General features: G+C 64.4%; 24 protein-coding genes. 21 read left to right on the top strand and 3 right to left on the bottom strand.

Going from position 1 to position 19,169, the window contains the following annotated elements; translation table 11 throughout:
• Positions 1-31 precede the first annotated feature (31 nt).
• The 15 genes from ACSQ27_RS21255 to tatC all read left to right on the top strand — a co-directional run bounded on the left by ACSQ27_RS21255 (position 32) and on the right by tatC (position 10,039).
• Positions 32-1,429 (top strand): hypothetical protein, encoded by a 1,398-nt coding sequence (locus ACSQ27_RS21255; RefSeq protein WP_436157476.1) that lies wholly within the window; start codon positions 32-34, stop codon positions 1,427-1,429.
• A gap of 45 nt (positions 1,430-1,474) precedes the next feature.
• Positions 1,475-1,708 carry a CopG family transcriptional regulator gene (locus ACSQ27_RS21250; RefSeq protein ID WP_436157475.1) on the top strand — a complete coding sequence of 78 codons (234 nt, stop codon included), beginning with the start codon at positions 1,475-1,477 and terminating at the stop codon, positions 1,706-1,708.
• On the top strand, positions 1,705-2,163 hold the full coding sequence (locus ACSQ27_RS21245; protein ID WP_436157474.1) for a PIN domain-containing protein: 459 nt from the start codon (positions 1,705-1,707) through the stop codon (positions 2,161-2,163). The genes ACSQ27_RS21250 and ACSQ27_RS21245 overlap by 4 nt, the downstream gene beginning before the upstream one ends.
• Complete coding sequence (gene hisC, locus ACSQ27_RS21240; protein ID WP_436157473.1) at positions 2,160-3,254, top strand: histidinol-phosphate transaminase; 1,095 nt, start codon at positions 2,160-2,162, stop codon at positions 3,252-3,254. Before ACSQ27_RS21245 ends, hisC begins: the two co-directional genes overlap by 4 nt.
• A complete protein-coding gene (gene hisB / locus ACSQ27_RS21235) occupies positions 3,251-3,877 on the top strand; it encodes an imidazoleglycerol-phosphate dehydratase HisB (RefSeq protein WP_436157472.1) in 627 nt (208 codons plus the stop codon). The genes hisC and hisB overlap by 4 nt, the downstream gene beginning before the upstream one ends.
• A 110-nt stretch (positions 3,878-3,987) precedes the next feature.
• Positions 3,988-4,674 carry an imidazole glycerol phosphate synthase subunit HisH gene (gene hisH, locus ACSQ27_RS21230; RefSeq protein ID WP_436157471.1) on the top strand — a complete coding sequence of 229 codons (687 nt, stop codon included), beginning with the start codon at positions 3,988-3,990 and terminating at the stop codon, positions 4,672-4,674.
• A gap of 89 nt (positions 4,675-4,763) precedes the next feature.
• Positions 4,764-5,504 (top strand): 1-(5-phosphoribosyl)-5-[(5-phosphoribosylamino)methylideneamino]imidazole-4-carboxamide isomerase, encoded by a 741-nt coding sequence (gene hisA / locus ACSQ27_RS21225; RefSeq protein WP_332700223.1) that lies wholly within the window; start codon positions 4,764-4,766, stop codon positions 5,502-5,504.
• Between the two features lie 187 nt (positions 5,505-5,691).
• Complete coding sequence (hisF, locus tag ACSQ27_RS21220) at positions 5,692-6,495, top strand: imidazole glycerol phosphate synthase subunit HisF (RefSeq protein WP_436157470.1); 804 nt, start codon at positions 5,692-5,694, stop codon at positions 6,493-6,495.
• A 190-nt stretch (positions 6,496-6,685) separates the two neighbouring features.
• Positions 6,686-7,102, top strand: coding sequence for a phosphoribosyl-AMP cyclohydrolase (gene hisI / locus ACSQ27_RS21215; protein ID WP_436157469.1), 417 nt, complete (start codon positions 6,686-6,688; stop codon positions 7,100-7,102).
• Positions 7,089-7,484, top strand: a complete 396-nt coding sequence (locus tag ACSQ27_RS21210) for a phosphoribosyl-ATP diphosphatase (protein ID WP_436157468.1) — start codon at positions 7,089-7,091, stop codon at positions 7,482-7,484. Before hisI ends, ACSQ27_RS21210 begins: the two co-directional genes overlap by 14 nt.
• Positions 7,485-7,537: 53 nt before the next feature.
• Positions 7,538-7,888, top strand: coding sequence for a DUF4870 family protein (locus ACSQ27_RS21205; protein ID WP_436157467.1), 351 nt, complete (start codon positions 7,538-7,540; stop codon positions 7,886-7,888).
• 23 nt (positions 7,889-7,911) lie between these two features.
• A complete protein-coding gene (locus ACSQ27_RS21200; RefSeq protein WP_436157466.1) occupies positions 7,912-8,271 on the top strand; it encodes a histidine triad nucleotide-binding protein in 360 nt (119 codons plus the stop codon).
• A gap of 172 nt (positions 8,272-8,443) precedes the next feature.
• Positions 8,444-8,686, top strand: a complete 243-nt coding sequence (gene tatA / locus ACSQ27_RS21195; protein WP_436157465.1) for a Sec-independent protein translocase subunit TatA — start codon at positions 8,444-8,446, stop codon at positions 8,684-8,686.
• 17 nt (positions 8,687-8,703) lie between these two features.
• Complete coding sequence (gene tatB / locus ACSQ27_RS21190) at positions 8,704-9,171, top strand: Sec-independent protein translocase protein TatB (protein WP_436157464.1); 468 nt, start codon at positions 8,704-8,706, stop codon at positions 9,169-9,171.
• 67 nt (positions 9,172-9,238) lie between these two features.
• Positions 9,239-10,039 (top strand): twin-arginine translocase subunit TatC, encoded by an 801-nt coding sequence (tatC, locus tag ACSQ27_RS21185; RefSeq protein ID WP_436157463.1) that lies wholly within the window; start codon positions 9,239-9,241, stop codon positions 10,037-10,039.
• A gap of 16 nt (positions 10,040-10,055) precedes the next feature.
• Here tatC and ACSQ27_RS21180 read toward each other — a convergent pair whose 3' ends face one another.
• A complete protein-coding gene (locus ACSQ27_RS21180) occupies positions 10,056-11,219 on the bottom strand; it encodes a S1C family serine protease (RefSeq protein WP_436157462.1) in 1,164 nt (387 codons plus the stop codon).
• A 240-nt stretch (positions 11,220-11,459) separates the two neighbouring features.
• Here ACSQ27_RS21180 and ACSQ27_RS21175 point away from each other — a divergent pair, with 240 nt between their 5' ends.
• Together ACSQ27_RS21175 and ACSQ27_RS21170 are read left to right on the top strand one after the other, a co-directional pair.
• Complete coding sequence (locus ACSQ27_RS21175; protein WP_436157461.1) at positions 11,460-12,065, top strand: chalcone isomerase family protein; 606 nt, start codon at positions 11,460-11,462, stop codon at positions 12,063-12,065.
• A gap of 20 nt (positions 12,066-12,085) precedes the next feature.
• Positions 12,086-12,847 carry a Nif3-like dinuclear metal center hexameric protein gene (locus ACSQ27_RS21170; protein ID WP_436157460.1) on the top strand — a complete coding sequence of 254 codons (762 nt, stop codon included), beginning with the start codon at positions 12,086-12,088 and terminating at the stop codon, positions 12,845-12,847.
• 21 nt (positions 12,848-12,868) lie between these two features.
• Here the strand turns inward: ACSQ27_RS21170 and ACSQ27_RS21165 are convergent, their stop codons facing one another.
• Positions 12,869-14,233 (bottom strand): diguanylate cyclase domain-containing protein, encoded by a 1,365-nt coding sequence (locus ACSQ27_RS21165; RefSeq protein WP_436157459.1) that lies wholly within the window; start codon positions 14,231-14,233, stop codon positions 12,869-12,871.
• A gap of 218 nt (positions 14,234-14,451) precedes the next feature.
• On the opposite strand from ACSQ27_RS21165, the gene pdxA reads away from it, so the two are divergent.
• Complete coding sequence (pdxA, locus tag ACSQ27_RS21160) at positions 14,452-15,489, top strand: 4-hydroxythreonine-4-phosphate dehydrogenase PdxA (protein ID WP_436157458.1); 1,038 nt, start codon at positions 14,452-14,454, stop codon at positions 15,487-15,489.
• Between the two features lie 12 nt (positions 15,490-15,501).
• Here the strand turns inward: pdxA and mscL are convergent, their stop codons facing one another.
• Positions 15,502-15,927, bottom strand: coding sequence for a large conductance mechanosensitive channel protein MscL (gene mscL / locus ACSQ27_RS21155; RefSeq protein WP_436157457.1), 426 nt, complete (start codon positions 15,925-15,927; stop codon positions 15,502-15,504).
• A 250-nt stretch (positions 15,928-16,177) separates the two neighbouring features.
• On the opposite strand from mscL, the gene petA reads away from it, so the two are divergent.
• From petA to ACSQ27_RS21140, 3 genes are all read left to right on the top strand, one after another.
• Complete coding sequence (gene petA, locus ACSQ27_RS21150) at positions 16,178-16,813, top strand: ubiquinol-cytochrome c reductase iron-sulfur subunit (protein WP_436157456.1); 636 nt, start codon at positions 16,178-16,180, stop codon at positions 16,811-16,813.
• A gap of 118 nt (positions 16,814-16,931) precedes the next feature.
• The gene (locus tag ACSQ27_RS21145) at positions 16,932-18,341 is read left to right on the top strand and encodes a cytochrome b (RefSeq protein ID WP_436157455.1); all 1,410 of its coding nucleotides are present in this window, start codon (positions 16,932-16,934) and stop codon (positions 18,339-18,341) included.
• 17 nt (positions 18,342-18,358) lie between these two features.
• Complete coding sequence (locus ACSQ27_RS21140; protein WP_436157454.1) at positions 18,359-19,114, top strand: cytochrome c1; 756 nt, start codon at positions 18,359-18,361, stop codon at positions 19,112-19,114.
• The last annotated feature ends 55 nt before the right edge of the window (positions 19,115-19,169 follow it).

The following is a 19,169-nucleotide window of genomic DNA, read 5'->3' as shown; positions in this document are numbered from 1 at the left end:
TTCCACAACGGGCTGGCCGCGTCCTGAACCCATGCTGACTTTGGCCCGGCGAATCCTGGTGGCCCTGGGGCTGGCCCGGACGCAGGTGTGGCAGCCTGGGCACTATTTTTCCAGCGGCGACGAGTACCAACGCTGGCTTGAATCCGGCACTGCTCGAATCCGGGACATGGTCGACATGGAAGAGTTGCGCCTGCTGCTGGCCCACCGCAACGGCTACCTGCGCGAAGCGGCCCTGCGCCGCGCAGGTGAGCTGCACGCAACGGCCTTGTGGACCGAGGTGCTCGGGCTTTGCAACGACTGGGTAGCACCGATACGCGCGCGGGCAAAGCGAGTGTCGCTAGGCTGGCTGCGCGATGCGGATATCTCAACCCTTTTGCCGCACCTGCCGGCGCTTGCCGAATTGGCTTCAAGGCGACGCGAGGACCACGCCGCGTTCGTTGCGCAATTCGAGTCCCGGCTGATGGAAGACCAGAATCTGACCTCGCTGTTTGAAACGGCCGGCGCCAGTGATTCGCGCAAGCTCGCACGCTATTGTTTTGCGCTGCTGGAGCGATCAGCCTTTCCCCAAGCGCGCTTGATCGAACTGGGGCTGGCGAAGGCCGACGTGACCCTGCAGGGGAGGGCATTGCAGCTGATTCGCAGCCTGTCGGCCGGCGAGCAGGCCGGCTATGCGCTGTCGCTGTTGGCGAGCCGCCGGAACTACCTGCGCTGGTATGGTCTCGACATGCTGTGGCGCGCCGACCCTGCGGGGGCTCGTGAAGTCGCGCTGGGCCATCTCCTGTCGCCTTATGCCGCTCTGCGTGACAAGGCCTTCAAACTGTCGGGCTTGTCGCGGGAAGCCTTGCTGGCCTTGGCCGAGCAGCGCCTCCGGTCACCAGGCGCCGGCTCCAGCGATATCCGCGTCGGCCTGTTGCTGCTCGCCTCAGGCGGTAAAAAAGACTGTGCCGGGCTGGTGCATTCGATTTATCTCAAGCACCCGGCCCCGACGGTGCGGGGCGCCGCCTTGCTCACGCTGGCGCGCCTGTCACCCGAAGAGGCCGGACCGCTGCTCTTGCCCGCCGTGGTGAGCGAATTCTCCGCCGTGGGCCGTGCCGCCATGCTCGCCGCGCTGGCCCTGGAGTTGAAGCCTTCGCAGGCCCAATGGCGGGAATTGGCCGCACAGGCGAATTCCGCGACGGTGGCGCAACGCATGCACCGGTGGGCACATTCCATGGACAAATGGCTGGAACTGGCCGTGCTGCTGGAAATTGCCTGCTTGCACCCCCAGCACCGCCCGTTCTGCTTCGACGGCACCCGCCGCTGGACGGTGGCGTTCAATCGCTCCTGGGAAGCCCTGGATGCTGAGACCCGTGAGTGGATTTTTTCGAATCTGGCCCTCCTCGATGGCATGGGCATGAAGCTCGACGGACTGAAATTTTTCCTTGATTAATTACACGAATTTCGTGCAACACGAAATTCGTGTAAACTTTGAGCCATGAAGAACGTCACCATCACCGTCGACGATGCCGCCCTGGAGTGGGCGCGCATCGAGGCGGCGCGGCGCAATACCAGCGTCTCGCGCCTGGTGGGCGAGATGCTGGCCGAGAAGATGCAGCGCACCGACGCCTACCAGCGCGCCATGCACGACTGGCAAAACAAGGACCGGCTGTGGGTATCCGACGGCCAGCCTTATCCCAGGCGCGTCGACCTGGATGAGGCGGGCGCATGAGCGAGGCTTCGAACAACGTTTTTGTGGACGCCAGCATCCTGGTCTACAGCGAAGACGGCGCCGACCCGGCCCGGCAGCAAGCCGCGCTGGCCTGGCTGACCGTGTTGTGGCGGCGCGGCCTGGGCCGCACCAGCACGCAGGTGCTCAATGAGTTTTACCTGCTGGCCACACGCAAGATCCAGCCGCCCATGCCCGCGGGCGATGCGCGCGCCGAGGTGCGCCGCTACGAACTCTGGCAGCCCTGGCAGACCGACCACGCCACCGTCGAGTCCGCCTGGGCGGTGGAAAGCCGCTACGGCCTGGATTACCGGGACAGCCTGGTCGTTGCGGCGGCCCAGCACCTGGGTTGCCGTTACCTGCTCAGCGAAGACCTGGCGCATGAGCAGCACTACGGTGGTGTCCAGGTGATCAATCCTTTTAAAACCGGCGTTGAACTGTTGGAGCCCCTTGCATGACCCTGCCTGCCCCTCTGTTGGATAACAAGCTCAAAAAACTGATACGCCAGGACGTGCAGTCCATGCACGCCTACGCCATCCAGGACTCGGCCGGCATGGTCAAGCTTGACGCCATGGAGAATCCGCATCGCCTGCCCATGGCGCTGCAGGCCAAGCTGGGCCAGCGCCTGGGCGCGCTGGCGCTGAACCGCTATCCCGACGGCCGGGTCAACGACCTTCGCAAGGCATTGGCCGATTACGCGCGTATGCCCGAGGGCTTCGACATCATGCTGGGCAACGGCTCGGACGAACTGATTTCGCTGCTGGCCATGGCCTGCGACGTGGAGGGCGGCTCGATACTGGCGCCCCTGCCGGGCTTTGTGATGTACGGCATGAGCGCGCAGCTGCAGGGCCTGAAATTCATCGGCGTGCCGCTGACGGCCGACTTTGAGCTCGACGAAGCCGCCATGCTGGCCGCGATCCAGGAACACCAGCCTTCCATCATCTACCTGGCCTACCCCAACAACCCCACGGCCAACCTGTGGGACGACGCAGTGATCGAAAAGATCGTCGAAGCCGCGCCCGGGCTGGTCGTGATGGACGAGGCCTACCAGCCGTTCTCGAGCAAAAGTTACATCGACCGCATTGCCAGGCATGGCCACGTGCTGCTGATGCGCACCCTGAGCAAGTTCGGCCTGGCCGGCGTGCGCATAGGCTACATGATGGGCCCCAAGGCCTTGATTGCCGAGGTCGACAAGGTGCGCCCGCCCTACAACATCAGCGTGCTGAACTACGAATGCGCGCTGTTCGCGCTGGAGCACCAGGCCGAATTCGCCGCCCAGGCCGGCGAACTGGTGGCCCAGCGCGCCGTGCTGATGGACGCGCTGGCGGGTATGGCGGCCAAGGGCGTCAAAGCCTGGAAAAGCGACGCCAACATGATCCTGGTGCGGGTGCCCGATGCGGCCAAGGCCTTCGAAGGCATGAAATCCCACAAGGTGCTGGTTAAAAACGTTTCTAAAATGCATCCATTGCTGGCCAATTGTTTGCGCCTGACGGTCGGCACCGCGGACGAGAACGCGCAAATGCTGGCGGCGCTTGAAAAATCCCTATGACTACCCCCACACCTGTTTCCACCGCTCCCCTGGCGCCCAGGACGGCCGAAGTTTCGCGCAACACGGCGGAGACCCAGATCACCGTCAAGCTCAACCTGGACGGCACCGGCAAGGCCAGCCTGTCCACGGGCATAGGCTTTTTCGACCACATGCTGGACCAGATCGCCCGCCACGGGCTGATCGACCTGGACATCCAGGCCAAGGGCGACCTGCACATCGACGGCCACCACACGGTGGAAGACGTGGGCATCACGCTGGGCCAGGCCGTGGCCAAGGCCGTGGGCGACAAAAAAGGCCTGCGCCGCTACGGCCACGCCTATGTGCCGCTCGATGAGGCGCTGTCGCGCGTGGTGGTCGATTTTTCGGGCCGCCCGGGCCTTGAAATGCACGTGCCCTTCAAGAGCGGCATGATCGGCACCTTCGACAGCCAGCTGGCCTACGAGTTCTTTCAGGGTTTTGTGAACCATGCCTTCGTGACCCTGCACATCGACAACCTCAAGGGTGAAAACGCCCACCACCAGGCCGAAACCGTGTTCAAGGCCTTTGCCCGCGCGCTGCGCATGGCGCTGGAAATAGACCCGCGCGCGGTCGGTGTGATCCCCTCGACCAAGGGCTCGCTTTAAGCCATTTCCCTCAGCCGCCGCGCCGAACCCCTCCCTGTTTTTGGCATCGCCCCCTGACAATGGGCGACGGCAGCCCTTAAATTCAACAGCCAACCCTTCTTGAACCCCTGATGGCAAAACCCAAAACAGTGGCCGTGGTCGACTACGGCATGGGCAACCTGCATTCCGTCTCGCAGGCCGTGCGCCATGTGGCGGCGGGCAGCGGCTTTGAGGTGCTGGTCACCTCCAAAGCCGAAGACGTCATGAGCGCCGAGCGCATCGTGCTGCCCGGCCAGGGCGCCATTGCCGACTGCATGCGTGAACTCGCCGAGTCCGGCATGCTGGAGTCGGTGCTGCACGCAGCCGCCCACAAGCCGCTGTTCGGCGTCTGTGTGGGCATGCAGATGCTGCTGAGCCACAGCGACGAAGGCCAGCCCGGCGACGGCGGCGCCGGCACCGCCGGCCTGGGGCTGATTCCCGGCCAGGTCGTCAAGTTCGAACTGGCGGGCAGGACACAGCCGGACGGCAGCCGCTACAAGGTGCCGCAGATGGGCTGGAACCAGGTTTACCAAAATGGTGCGGGCGCGGCGCCCCATCCGGTCTGGGCCGGCGTGCCCGACGGCGCCTACTTTTACTTCGTGCACAGCTTTTATGCCCGCCCGTCGGATGCGCGCCACATCGCCGGCGAGGCCGATTACGGCGCGCGCTTTGCGGCCGCGATTGCACGCGATAATATTTTTGCCACCCAGTTCCACCCCGAGAAAAGCGCCGACCACGGGCTGGCCCTGTACCGCAATTTCCTGCACTGGAATCCCTGAATCCCTTGGGTCAGACCCGGGTATCGGGGCGCGCCGCTTTTTGTTACCCTGAGCACCCGTTTCTTTTTTTACCGTCTTTTTACCGCCACATGCTACTCATCCCCGCGATTGACCTGAAAGACGGTCACTGCGTCCGCCTCAAACAGGGCGACATGGATCAATCCACCATCTTCAGCGAAGACCCGGCCGCCATGGCGCGCAGCTGGGTCGACAAGGGCGCGCGGCGCCTGCACCTGGTGGACCTGAACGGCGCCTTCGCGGGCAAGCCCAAGAACGAGGCTGCCATCAAGCAGATCCTGGCCGAGGTGGGCAGCGAAATCGACGTGCAGCTGGGCGGCGGCATCCGCGACCTGGACACCATCGAGCGCTACCTCGACGCCGGCCTGCGCTACGTCATCATCGGCACGGCCGCCGTGAAGAACCCGGGTTTCCTGCAGGACGCCTGCACCGCCTTCGGCGGCCACATCATCGTCGGCCTGGACGCCAAGGACGGCAAGGTCGCCACCGACGGCTGGAGCAAGATGACCGGCCATGAGGTCATAGACCTGGGCAAAAAATTCCAGGACTACGGCGTCGAATCCATCATCTACACCGACATCGGCCGCGACGGCATGCTGACCGGCATCAACATCGATGCCACCGTCAAGCTGGCCCAGGCGCTGACGATTCCCGTGATCGCCTCCGGCGGCCTTTCGAACATGGCTGACATCGAAAAGTTGTGCGAAGTCGAGGAAGAGGGCGTGGAAGGGGTGATCTGCGGGCGCTCGATTTACAGCGGGGACCTTGATTTCGAAAAAGCTCAAGCGAGAGCAGACGAGTTGAATGGCTAGTCCATCATCGAGTGGGCGCAAAGTCCCGCTTTGGATCGTTTTCCTCTCGGCAGGATTTTGCATAGCGGCCGTACTGGGATATGTGGCGATTGAATACGGGTTCTCGGCCATACCAGGGTTTTTGCTCTTCTGTCTCGTGTTGGCGATAGCGCTTCCCCTTATCGTGTTGCTTTCCACCTCCTAACCCATGCTCGCCAAACGAATCATTCCCTGCCTTGACGTCACCGGCGGCCGCGTCGTGAAGGGCGTCAATTTCACCCAGCTGCGTGACGCAGGCGACCCGGTGGAAATCGCCGCGCGCTACAACGAGCAGGGTGCCGACGAACTGACCTTTCTGGACATCACCGCCACCAGCGACGGGCGCGACCTGATCCTGCCCATCATCGAGGCCGTGGCGTCGCAGGTCTTCATCCCGCTCACCGTGGGCGGCGGTGTGCGCACCGTCGAAGACGTGCGCCGCCTGCTGAATTCCGGGGCCGACAAGACCAGCTTCAATTCGGCCGCCATCGCCAACCCGCAGGTGATCGCGGACGCATCGGCCAAGTACGGCTCGCAGTGCATCGTGGTGGCGATTGACGCCAAGCGCCGCAACGCGCAAGACGAAAAACGCCTGACCCCCGCCGGCGAACCCGTGGGCCCGGGCTGGGACGTCTACAGCCACGGCGGGCGCAAGAACACCGGCCTGGACGCTGTGGCCTGGGCCACCGACATGGCGCGGCGCGGCGCCGGCGAAATTTTGCTGACCAGCATGGACCGTGACGGCACCAAGTCGGGCTTTGATTTGGCCCTGACCCGCGCGGTGAGCGACGCCGTCAGCGTGCCGGTGATCGCTTCGGGCGGCGTCGGCAACCTGGAACACCTGGCCGACGGCATTCAGACCGGTGGCGCCGACGCGGTGCTGGCCGCCAGCATCTTCCATTACGGTGAATACACCGTTCAGCAGGCCAAGCAGCACATGGCTTCGCGCGGCATCCCGGTGAGGATGACGTAACCCCCGTAGGACGCTCACTGCGTGTAGCGCCTTCCCCCCTGCTGGGGCGAAAAATGAGCAACCCCCGCAGGCTTCGCTGCGCTTCGCCTTCCCCCCTGCCGGGGCGATATCTGCGGTCCGGCAAAGCCGGTCCCGCGATATCCTTGGCCTGAACGTTTTTAAGCCTATCTAAATCCCGGACAATAGCCCCATGAACTGGTTAGATGAAGTCAGCTGGGACGACAAGGGCCTGATCCCCGTCATTGCACAGGAAGCCTCCAGCGGCGATGTGCTCATGTTCGCCTGGATGAACCGCGAGGCGCTGCAAAAAACCGCCGAGCTGGGCCAGGCGGTCTATTACAGCCGCTCGCGCGGGCGCCTCTGGCACAAGGGCGAGGAATCCGGCAATCAGCAAACGGTGCATGAAATTCGCCTGGATTGCGACAACGACGTGGTCCTGCTCAAGGTGACGCAGTTGGGCCACACGCCGGGCATTGCCTGCCACACGGGCCGCCACAGCTGCTTTTTCAGTGTGTATCAAGACGGCCGGTGGGTGGTGACCGAACCGGTCCTGAAAGACCCGACAAGCATGTACAAACAGACCCCCGGCAAACATGAGCACGAATGACTCCCTCCAGCGCCTGGCGCAAATCATCGAAAGCCGCAAAGCGGCCAACGGCGGCGACCCGGACAAAAGTTATGTGGCGCGCCTGCTGCACAAGGGCCCCGACGCCTTTTTGAAGAAAATCGGCGAGGAGGCCACCGAAACCGTGATGGCCGCCAAGGACATCGACTGCGCGCTGGCCCAGGGTGGCGCGGCGGCCGAGCTCAAGGGCAAGCTGGTCGGTGAAGTCGCCGACCTGTGGTTTCACAGCCTGATCGCGCTGGCGCACTACGACCTGAGCCCGGCCGACGTGATCGCCGAGCTGGAGCGCCGCGAAGGCACCAGCGGCATCGAGGAAAAAGCGCTGCGCAAGGCCCAGCACCGTGACGCGGCTGAAAAACCGTGAGCATGCCGGCCGCCGATTTCATTTTTGACTTCACCGTGACAGGAAGCTGACCCATGCAAACCGATCTGGCCGAATTCGAGGGCAAGAACCCCAACGACCGCGTTGTCATGCACGTGCTGTACGGCCTGCACACGCTGGCATGGTTCAGCGGCGGCGTGTTCGCGGTGATTGCCCTGATCGTCAATTACATCCGCCGCGCCGAAGAGTCCGACGCGCTCTACGTCGACCACCACAACTACATGATCCGCACCTTCTGGTGGACGCTGGGCTGGCTGGTGCTGCTGTCGCCGCTGTGGCTGCTGTTTCTGTTCCCGGGCTTTGTGGCCTACGGCGTGGTGTGGCTCTGGTACCTGTACCGCTGCGTGCGCGGCTGGATGCGCTTCAACAGCCATCGGCCCACTTAAGCCCCATTTGACCCGATAAAGCCATGAACCATTCCGACAACTGCATTTTCTGCAAGATCGCCGCGGGCACCATCCCCAGCCGCAAGGTCTATGAAGACGACGAACTGTTCGCTTTTCACGACATCAATCCCTGGGCACCGGTGCATTTCCTGCTCATCCCCAAGGAGCACATTCCGTCCATGGCGCAGGTGGGCCCCGAACACGCCGCACTGCTGGGCCGCATGATGGTGCTGGCCCCGAAACTGGCGCTGGAGCAGGGATGCAACCCGTACCCGGAAGGCGGCTACCGTATCGTGACAAATACCGGTACCGAAGGTGGGCAGGAGGTGCATCATTTGCACTTTCACGTCATAGGCGGCCCCCGCCCCTGGCTGAAAGGTTAGATCGAGGAGCAAAGGGAACCCCGGTGCCTGCAAGCACACTAACCCGGTAGGGCAATGTGTGTAATCGGCGTCCTGACAGGCCGGGCCTTTAGAATCAAGTCAGTTCCGTGCAAACCGGCAATTTCGCATTTACCTGCACTTACACATCTCAATTCCAGACTAGGAGTAAATCATGGGTGGACTTTCCATTTGGCACTGGTTGATCGTGCTGTTGATCGTGGTGATGGTTTTTGGCACCAAAAAGCTGAAAAACATGGGCAGCGACCTCGGTGGTGCCGTCAAGGGCTTCAAGGACGGCATGAAGGACGGCAACCAGCCTCCCGCCGATGTTCCCGTGCCACCTGCCAGCGTCACGACGAACGCCCAGGCCGCCGACAAGACGACCATCGACGTCGAAGCCCGTCAGAAGTCGTAATTCAGGCCTGACATTCAGTGATTGACCTCGGCATTTCCAAAATGGCGCTGATAGGCGCCGTGGCGCTGATCGTTATCGGCCCGGAAAAGCTGCCGCGCGTGGCGCGCACCGTGGGCACGCTGCTGGGCAAGGCCCAGCGTTATGTGGCCGACGTCAAGAATGAGGTCAACCGCTCCATGGAGCTGGACGAACTCAAGAAGATGAAGGAAACCGTCGAGGGCGCCGCCCGCGACGTCGAAAATTCCATCCAGACCAATGCCAGCGACTTCGAGAAGTCCTGGGCCGAGGCCACGGGCGAGTCGTCCTCAGGCGCCTTGCCGGGCATGGAAGTCTTCCCCGAGTACAAGCACCCGAAAAAGAAGTGGCGGCTCAAGCAGGGCGCGACACCCCAGTGGTACAAAGCCCGTTCCGGCGTGCGCACCCGCGCGCAGTCGGGGGCGGCCCGCGTGGCACGTTTCCGTCCGCAGCCGAGCCGCCTGCCTTGAGCCTTCCTGCCGACCTTCTGTTTTTTGCGCATCCCCCGGCGCCACCCACCCAGCGCAAACTTCCCTCATGAGCGATCCCAACACCGACAAGCCCGACGAACTCGCGGGCACTGAGCAGCCCTTTGTGCAGCACCTCATGGAGCTGCGTGACCGGATGATCAAGGCGGTGGTCGCCATCGGCATCGCCGCAGCCGTGCTGGCGTTTTTCCCCGGTGCCAGTGCCCTCTATGACCTGATGGCCGCGCCGCTGGTGGCAACCCTGCCCCAGGGCTCCAAGCTGATCGCCATCAGTGTGATCACCCCCTTTGTGGTGCCGATCAAGATTCTGTTCATGGCCGCCTTCATGATCGCGCTGCCGGTGGTGCTGTACCAGGTCTGGGCTTTCGTCGCGCCTGGCCTGTATTCGCACGAGAAAAAACTGGTCATGCCGCTGGTGATCTCCAGCACGCTGCTGTTTTTTGTCGGTGTGGCGTTTTGTTATTTCGTCGTGTTCGGGCAGGTGTTTCATTTCATCCAGAGTTTTGCGCCCAAGTCCATCATCGCCACGCCTGACATCGAGGAATACCTGAGCTTCGTGCTCGGCATGTTCCTGGCCTTCGGGTTGGCCTTTGAGGTGCCGATCGCGGTGATCCTGCTGGTGCGCATGGGCGTGCTCACCGTGGCCCAACTGCGCGAATACCGCGGCTACTTCTGGGTGGCCGCCGCCATCGGCACCGCGCTGGTCACGCCGCCGGACGCGGGCTCGATGATCATGCTGCTGGGCGTTGTCGGAGGCCTCTATGAAGTGGGCATCCTGGCCGCCCTGCTTTTCGTCAGGCACACCAAGCCGCCCGAAACCGACGGCGACGCCGAAGCCGCCAAACCTTGAAACGGCCGCCGGTAGCCTAGCGCTGCTGCTGTTGCGGCCTGGGCCGCTGGCGCTTGCCGGGCGTGACGGCGATTTCGGTCTGCTTGTCCTTGCGCAGCACCGTCAGCGGGGCCGGGGTGCCGGGCTTCAAAGCCGCCACGGCCGTCAGCAACTGGCTCACGTTGCGCACACCCTTGCCGTCCACCGCGGTGATCACGTCGCCCGGCTGTATGCCGGCCTGCGCGGCCGGGCCGTTTTGCAGCACGCCGGTGATGATGACGCCGCCGTCCCTGGCCGCCGCGGGCTTGAGGCCGAAGGTCTCGGCCAGCTCGGGGTTGAGGTCCTGCGGCTCCACGCCTATCCAGCCGCGCGTGACCTGGCCGTCCTTCACGATGCCCTCGAGCACCTGTTTGGCGGTGGACACCGGAATGGCGAAGCCTATGCCCATGGAGCCGCCCGAGCGCGAGTAGATCGCGGTGTTGATGCCCATCAGGTTGCCGTTCACGTCGACCAGCGCGCCGCCCGAGTTGCCGGGGTTGATGGCCGCGTCGGTCTGGATGAAGTTCTCAAAGGTGTTGATGCCCAGCTGGTTGCGTCCCAGCGCGCTCACGATGCCGCCGGTCACGGTCTGGCCCACGCCGAAGGGATTGCCGATGGCCATCACCGGGTCGCCTACCTGCAGCGCGTCCGAGTTGCCCAGCACGATGACGGGCAGCTTGTCCAGGTCGATCTTGAGGATGGCCAGGTCGGTGTCGGGGTCGGTGCCTATGACCTGGGCCTTGGCCTTGCGCGTGTCGTTGAGGATGACCTCGATGTCGTCGGCGCCCTCGACCACGTGGTTGTTGGTCAGGATGTAGCCGCTGGCGCTGATGATCACGCCGCTGCCCAGCCCGCCCTGTGGTTCGTTGGGACTCTGGTCGCCGAAGAAGAACTTGAACCACGGGTCTTCGGCGTGCGGGTTCCTGGCGGCGGCCTTGCTGGTGTTGATGCTGACGACGGCGGCGGAAGCGGTTCTGGCGGCGGAAGCGAAACCACCGGCAGCACCCGGGCTGCGCGGCGCGCTGCCGGCCGGCGCCTCGATCACGGAGACGCCGGGCGTGTTGCCGCGGTCCAGCCACTGCGGCTTGAGCGTGGCCACCACGAAGTAGGCCGCCAGCAGGACGGTCACCGTTTGGGAAAAAAGAAGCCAGGTACGTTTCATGAAGCGATGGGCGATGGGCGATGGGTGCGGTGCGGGATGCGGGAAACAATAGGGGTGAAGCCCCGGAGGCCTGGCCGGGCGGCCGGGTGATGAAGTTTATCGCTTTCGGGTCCCCGGCCGCTGTAAGCAAGCATGCCGCTTTGCTCCGGTACCATGTTTCCGGGCGGCCGCAGGGCCGTGCCGCTGGGGCGGGCCGGAACCGCCGCCCCGGGATCAACAACCATAACGGAGGCGACATTCATGCATCAATGTTCAAGGCGGACCTGGCTCGCGCGCGGCGCGATGGCAATGGCGGCGGGTTCGGCGGGGTTGGCGTCGCCGGTCCTGGCCGCGTCCACCACGACAAAGTTTCCGGCCAGCCTGGTGGTGCAGGGCACCGCGCTGCAGCTCAACGGCGCCGGCACACGCTTCAAGGCCATTTTCCAGGTCTACGACATGGCCATGTACACGAGCCGCAAGGTGGCATCGGCCGACGAGGCGATGAAGCTGGGCACGCCCATCCGCCTGGCGTTCGTGGCGTTGCGCGAAGTCTCCGGCACCGACCTCGGCCGGCTCTTCCTGCGCGGCATGGCCGACAACGCCAGCCGTGATGCGGTCAGCCGCCATTCGGTGTCGAGCAACCGGCTGATCGACATCTTCTCGGGCCGCAGCAAGCTGATGCCCGGCGATTCGTTCGCGATGGAATTCATGCCCGGCAAGGGAACCAGCTTTTTCATCGCCGAGCAGCCGCAGGGCGCGCCGGTCGGCGACGGGGAATTCTTCCGCATGGTGCTGGGCATCTGGCTGGGCACCGTGCCGGCCGACTTCATGCTGAAGGACGCACTGCTGGGCCTCGAGAAAAGCTGAGTGCCTGACACAATGGAGGCATGAGCACCACACGACAGGACTTGCTGCAGGCCTTCGACGCGCTTTTGCAGCCCGCGCGCTTCAAGGACTATGGGCCCAACGGCCTGCAGGTCGAGGGCCGGCCCGAAGTCCGCAAGATCGTCTCCGGCGTCACCGCCAGCCTGGCACTGATAGAGGCAGCGGTGGCCGCGCAGGCCGACGCCATTTTTGTGCACCACGGCCTGTTCTGGCGCGGGCAGGACGGCCGCGTCACGGGCTGGATGAAGCAGCGCCTGGCATTGCTGCTGGCGCACGACATCAACCTCTACGCCTATCACCTGCCGTTGGATGCGCATCCCGAACTGGGCAACAACGCGCAACTGGGCCTGCAGCTCGGGCTGGCCGCCAGCGGGCGCTTCGGCGAGCAGGACCTGGGCTTTATGGGTAGCCGCGCCGACGGCGGCCGTTTTGCCGACAGCAACGCGCTGGCGGTGCATGTGCAGCAGGTGCTGGGACGGACTGTGGTCCAGGCCGGGCCGGCGCAAAAAACCATCCGCCAGGTCGCCTGGTGCACGGGCGGCGCCCAGGGTTATTTCGAGGCGGCGATCGCTGCCGGCGCCGATGCCTTCATCACGGGTGAGATTTCCGAGCCGCAAGCGCATTACGCGCGCGAGATGGGCGTGGCCTTCATCGCCTGCGGCCACCACGCCTCCGAGCGGTATGGTGCGCCGGCGGTGGCGGGACAGGTCGCGGCGCAGCTGGGCCTGGCCCACCAGTTCATCGACATCGACAACCCGGCCTGAGCTCCGTCCGCAGCGGCCGGGTCAGGCCGGTTTGTGGCGCGGCCGGCCGGCCCGGGGTGGTTTGATGCCGGCGGCTTTCGTGCTTTTCGGGGTTTTCGTGGTGTGGGGCCGTGAAGCCGCCTTCGGTACGGCATCGCGCAGGGCGCGCCAGCTGGAGCCCAGTTCGGCATGTTCCACCGGAACGGCGTTGCGGCTTTCCGGGTCCAGCAGCGCCGCGCGGGAGCGCATCGCGCGTGCGGCTTCAGCGACCGATTGCGCTTCGTGCAGCAACTGGTCCACATCCTTGCCGGCGGCCGACAGGTGGACGATGCCGACGGCGATGTCCGGCGAGATCCGGATGTGCCGGCCGTCCAGCGAGGCCACGTCCAGGGGGCGGCGCAGGCTGGTGGCCACGCGCAGACCCAGCGTGCGTATCCAGCGCGGCGAGTGCATGGTCTCCAGCAGCACCACGAAGCAGCGGTCGTAGTAGCGGCCCGCCGGGTTCACGGTGCCGGTGTGGCGTTGCATGCGGCGCGCCAGTTGGATGTAAATGTCGTTGAGGCCTGCCTGGCCTATTTGCGGCAACAGGCGCTCGGGCTCGAACAGCAGCACGGCCATCAGGGCGCCGTCGCGCCGGGTGCGCTGGCGCCGGCGCTGCGCGCGTATGATTTTCTGCACCATGGCCACGCCGTCGTAGAGCTGCGTGATGGGGTCGCGCCGCGACACCTCGCCCTGCATCATCTGCCGGATTTGGTGGTTGCGCAGCCACAGCATCGCGGCGGTGATGAGCACGCTGAGCAGCGCCGCCAGGGCAACGCCGGCCTGCAGCAGCAGCGGCGGTCGGCTGGTATTCAGCGCCAGCCCGTAAAGGCCGATTTGCGCGGGCAGGGTCAGCAGGCAGCCGAGCGCCAGGCCCCAGGCCATCCGGTCGCCCAGCTGCGTGGCGCGCACCGACAGCCAGAGCACCACCGACAGGTTGGCGATCGCCAGCGCGCCGGAGACCGGCAGGCGCCATTCAGGCGCGAGCAGCAGGCACAGCGGCCCGCCCGCCAGGCAGACCAGGGTCATCGCCAGCAGGCTGACTTTCATCAGGTGGTCGCGCTGGTGGGCCGACAGCCACTGGCTGGCGCCGTAGCTGCCCATGGCCGCGCACAGCGGCCCGGCGAGGATTTGTGCCGTGGTCAGCGAATCTTGCGCGTCCGGCCAGATGGCGGCGGGCAGCCCGCTGAGCAGCGTCACCACCACCCAGCACAGGGCCAGGTAGGCCAGTGTCTGCGAGGCGGCGCGCGTGCGGCTGTAAAAGGTATCGGCCAAGGCCAGCAGGACCACCAGGCCGAGTGCGCCGGCGGCCGCGCTCCACAGCACCATGTCGGCGCCGGGCATCATGGGGTGGACGGCCGCATTCATGGCCGGCTCAGCGCTGCGTGCCGGGGCCTGCCGGCCGCTGCGCTGTGGTTTGCGCCAAAATACCCCAAGAATGCATCTGCCCGAACCCCTCGTGTTTTTTTGCCCGCCGCAGCGCCACGCCGCTCGCAGGCATACCCATTTTTTCGCGATTATGGTCCGTCCGGCCGCGGAATGCACCTTGCCGCTGGAATTTGCCGTAATGCGGCGAAGGGTACGTTGTGGCTAAGCCGCTGCTCATCACCATGGGTGACCCGGCCGGCATAGGCCCGGAAATCATCGCAAAAGCTTTTCGCGAGGCGCCCGCCGACCTCGCCGGCTGTGCCGTGGTGGGCGACGTGGCCACGCTGCGCCGCGCCGCTGAACTGAGCGCATCCCCGCTGGCCCTGCCGGTGGCGCAACTGGACAGCCTGGCCGGCCTGCCCGGCGTGCCGCCGCGCTGCATTCCCGTGCTGCAGCAGTGCGCACTGCCGGGCCTGGTTCCCTATGGGCAGGTCAGCGCCACGGCCGGCCAGGCCGCGGCCGATTGCATTGTCTGGGCGGCGCGCCGCGTACTGGCCGGCGAGGCCGCGGCGCTGGTGACCGCGCCCATCCACAAGGAGGCCTTGGCCGCCGCCGGTGGCTGGGCGGCCGGTTTTCCGGGTCACACCGAAATGCTGCAGGCCGAGGCGGCCGCGTTTCTGGGCAAAGCCGTGGGCGAGGTGCCGGTGCGCATGATGCTGGCCAATGACGAGCTGCGCACCGTGCTGGTCAGCATCCACATGTCGCTGAGGCAGGCCATCGAGGCGGTCACTTTCGATAATGTGCTGCAAACCCTGCGTATCACGCACAGCGCGGTGGGTGCCAGCCTGGGACACCCTCCGCGGATCGCGGTGGCCGGGCTCAACCCCCATGCCGGCGAAGGTGGGCTGTTCGGCCGTGAGGAGCAAACCATCATTGCCCCGGCCATTGCCGCCGCCCGCGCGGAAGGCCTGGATGTGAGCGGCCCCTTCGCCCCCGACACGGTGTTCATGCGGGCACGCCATGCCGCCGGCAAGCCCGGCGAGTTTGACGTGGTGGTCGCGATGTACCACGACCAGGGGTTGATCCCGGTCAAGTACCTGGGGGTGGAGCAGGGCGTCAACGTGACGCTGGGGCTGCCGCTGGTGCGCACCAGCCCCGACCACGGGACCGCCTTCGACATTGCGGGCAGCGGTCGTGCCGATGCCTCCAGCCTGCTGGCCGCCGTGCGCATGGCGCGGCGGCTTGCGGCTTGCTGACGCCTTGCCGGCCTACTTTTTCAGGCTGTCGCGGATCTCGCGCAGCAGCACGATGTCTTCTGGGGTTGCCGCCGGCGTTGGCGCGGCTTCGTGACTGCGCTTGAGCCGGTTGATCTGCTTGACCATCAGGAAAATGATGAAGGCCAGGATGACGAAGTTGACCGTCACGGTCAGGAAGTGGCCGTAGGCGAACACCGGCACGCCGGCCTTGCGCAGCGCGTCCAGCGACATGTCGGTGCCGGGCGGCACGGTGCCGAGCAGCACATACATACTGGAAAAATCCAGCTTGCCGAAGACCAGGCCCACCACCGGCATGATCAGGTCGCTCACCACGGCGTCGACGATCTTGCCGAAGGCCGCGCCGATGATCACGCCGACGGCCAGGTCGATCACGTTGCCCTTGACGGCAAATTCCTTGAATTCCTGCATCATTCCCATGAAGTCTCTCCTCTTGTTGGAAAAAACATTATCAAGGCTGGGCCTGCCGGCGCGGCCCGCGCGCGGGCCTGGCTTGAAACAAAGTATGTGCGGTCCAGGCGATGCCTAAAAAACAGGCAGACAGCAGCCCGCGGCGCGGCTTCGGGCCACCGGGATACGGCCGCTTGCCTTGAAAACCGGCATCGCGCTCCGCTACAATTGCGGGTTGACCCCACTATGCCTATTTCAAGCCAGTTCTTGAAGGACTCTCATGACCCAAGCAAGCGAAGCAAGCGTGAATGGTGTGCCGCACGGCGCTCCCGTAGACAAAGATAAAAGAAACTGGCTCGTGACCACCTGCGTGGTGGGCGGCGCAGGCGTCGCAGCCACCGCCGTTCCCTTCGTCAGCACATTCCAGCCCTCCGAAAAAGCCAAAGCCGCCGGCGCCGCCGTCGAAGTCGATATTTCCGACGTCAAGCCCGGTGAAAAAATCACGGTGGAATGGCGCGGCAAGCCGGTCTGGATCATCAAGCGCACCCCCGCGCAGCTCGCCGAACTGCCCAAGGTCGATGCCCTGCTGGCCGACCCCAAGTCCGAGCGCAAGCCCGACGAACTGACCCCTGAGTACGCCCGCAACGAAAATCGCTCCATCAAGCCCGAAACGCTGGTGGTGGTCGGCATCTGCTCGCACCTGGGTTGCTCTCCTTCCGACAAGTTCCAGCCCGGCGCCCAGCCTTCGCTGCCCGACGACTGGGCCGGCGGCTTCCTGTGCCCCTGCCACGGCTCGACCTTCGACATGGCCGGCCGCGTCTACAAGAACAAGCCCGCGCCCGACAACCTCGAGGTTCCCCCGCACATGTACCTCTCAGACACCCGCTTGCTGATTGGTGAAGACAAGAAGGCCTGAAGGCGCTTTGTTCCCCAAGCTCCTTCACAAGACCCTGTAGCCAGCGCCAGATAGCCGCCGACACCCAGACGCACCTATCCGGCGCTTGCCAAAGAACCCCACCGAACCAGGATCAGTTATGGCTGAATTCAAAGAAATTTCCCCCGATGCCCCGCTCGCCGCCAAGGCGATGAACTGGGTCGACAACCGGTTTCCCGCCAGCAAGCTCTACAAAGAGCACATGAGCGAGTACTACGCACCGAAGAACTTCAACTTCTGGTACATCTTCGGCTCGCTGGCCATGCTGGTGCTGGTCATCCAGATCGTGACCGGCATCTTCCTGACGATGAACTACAAGCCCGACGCCGCCCTGGCTTTCGGCTCGGTCGAATACATCATGCGCGACGTCCCCTGGGGCTGGCTGATCCGCTACATGCACTCGACGGGCGCTTCGGCCTTCTTCGTGGTGGTTTACCTGCACATGTTCCGCGGCCTGCTCTACGGCAGCTACCGCAAGCCGCGCGAGCTGGTCTGGATTTTCGGCTGCGCGATTTTCCTGTGCCTGATGGCCGAAGCCTTCATGGGCTACCTGCTGCCATGGGGCCAGATGAGCTACTGGGGCGCCCAGGTGATCGTCAACCTGTTCGCCGCGATTCCCTTCATCGGCCCCGACCTCGCGCTGCTGATCCGCGGCGACTACGTGGTGGGCGACGCCACGCTGAACCGCTTCTTTGCGTTCCACGTGATCGCCGTGCCGCTGGTGCTGCTGGGCCTGGTGGCCGCGCACATCATCGCGCTGCATGAAGTCGGCTCCAACAATCCCGACGGCGTCGAGATCAAGGGCCCGAACGCGCCCAAGGACGCGCAAGGCCATCCGCTGGACGGCATTCCTTTCCACCCCTATTACACGGTGCACGACATCTTCGGCGTGAGCGTCTTCCTGATGATCTTCTCGGCGATCATCTTCTTCGCGCCCGAATTCGGCGGCTACTTCCTCGAATACAACAACTTCATTCCGGCCGACCCGCTGAAGACGCCGGCGCACATCGCCCCGGTCTGGTACTTCACGCCTTACTACTCGATGCTGCGCGCTATTACCAGCGAGATGCTGTATGCGCTGGTGCTGTGCGTGGTGGCTGCTGCTGGCTTCAGCGCCTGGAAATTCCGTATGCCGGTGCTGTTCAAGGCTGTCATCCTCGGTGCCGCCGTCGTGGGTGCCGCGCTGCTGCTGTCCATCGATGCGAAGTTCTGGGGCGTGGTCGTCATGGGCGGTGCCGTGGTCATCCTGTTCTTCCTGCCCTGGCTCGACCACAGCCCGGTCAAGTCGATCCGCTATCGCCCCGAGTGGCACAAATACCTCTACGGCATTTTTGTCGTCAACTTCCTGGTGCTGGGCTACCTCGGCGTGCAGCCGCCGTCGCCTATCGGCGAGCGCGTCTCCCAGGTCGGCACGCTGTTCTACTTCGGCTTCTTCATCCTGATGCCGTGGTGGAGCCGTGTGGGCACCCCCAAGACACCGCCGGACCGTCCTGTTTTCCACGGTCACTGAGAGCTGGAGATAAAACGATGAAAAAAATTATTTTTGCGCTGATTACCGCCTTCGGCCTCATGGCCGGCGTACAGGCTTCGGAAGGCGGCATCGCCTGGGACAAAGCCCCTGACAAGACCAACGACATGGGCGCCCTGCAAAACGGCGCCAGGCTGTTCGTCAACTATTGCCTGAACTGTCACTCCGCCGCCTTCATGCGATTCAACCGCCTGAAAGACATCAGCCTGACCGACAAGGAAATCAAGGACAACCTGCTGTTCACCACTGAAAAAGTGGGCGACACCATGAAGGCCGCGATCGACCCGAAACAGGCCAAGGACTGGTTCGGCGGCAACCCCCCCGACCTCACCGTGATCGCGCGTTCGCGCGCCGGCCACAACGGCACCGGCGCCGACTACCTCTACACCTACCTGCGCACCTACTACCGCGACGAGACCAAGGCCACGGGTTGGAACAACCTGGCTTTCCCCAGCGTTGCCATGCCGCATGTGCTTTGGGAGTTGCAGGGTGAGCGCGAACCGCAGTACGACTACAAGGAAGAGCACGGCCACAAAGTGGCGATCTTCAAAGGCTGGAAGCAGGTCACCCCCGGCTCCATGACACCGCTGCAGTACGACCAGGCCATGGGTGACCTCGTGAGCTACCTGCAATGGATGGGCGAGCCGGCCCAGAACACCCGCATCCGTGTCGGTGTCTGGGTGCTGCTTTTCCTTCTCGGCTTGACTTTCGTCGCCTGGCGCCTGAATGCGGCGTTCTGGAAAGACGTCAAGTAATTTTTTCGCCGGGGCCTCGTTCCCGGCACCTTCTGGAGTGGATGCTTTTTATATG

This window comes from Polaromonas sp. LjRoot131, from assembly GCF_964252805.1.
In the GTDB taxonomy this organism is placed as follows: domain Bacteria; phylum Pseudomonadota; class Gammaproteobacteria; order Burkholderiales; family Burkholderiaceae_C; genus Polaromonas.
The sequence above is the reverse complement of the archived record's forward strand: the minus strand, read 5'-3'. Positions and strand labels throughout refer to the sequence as shown.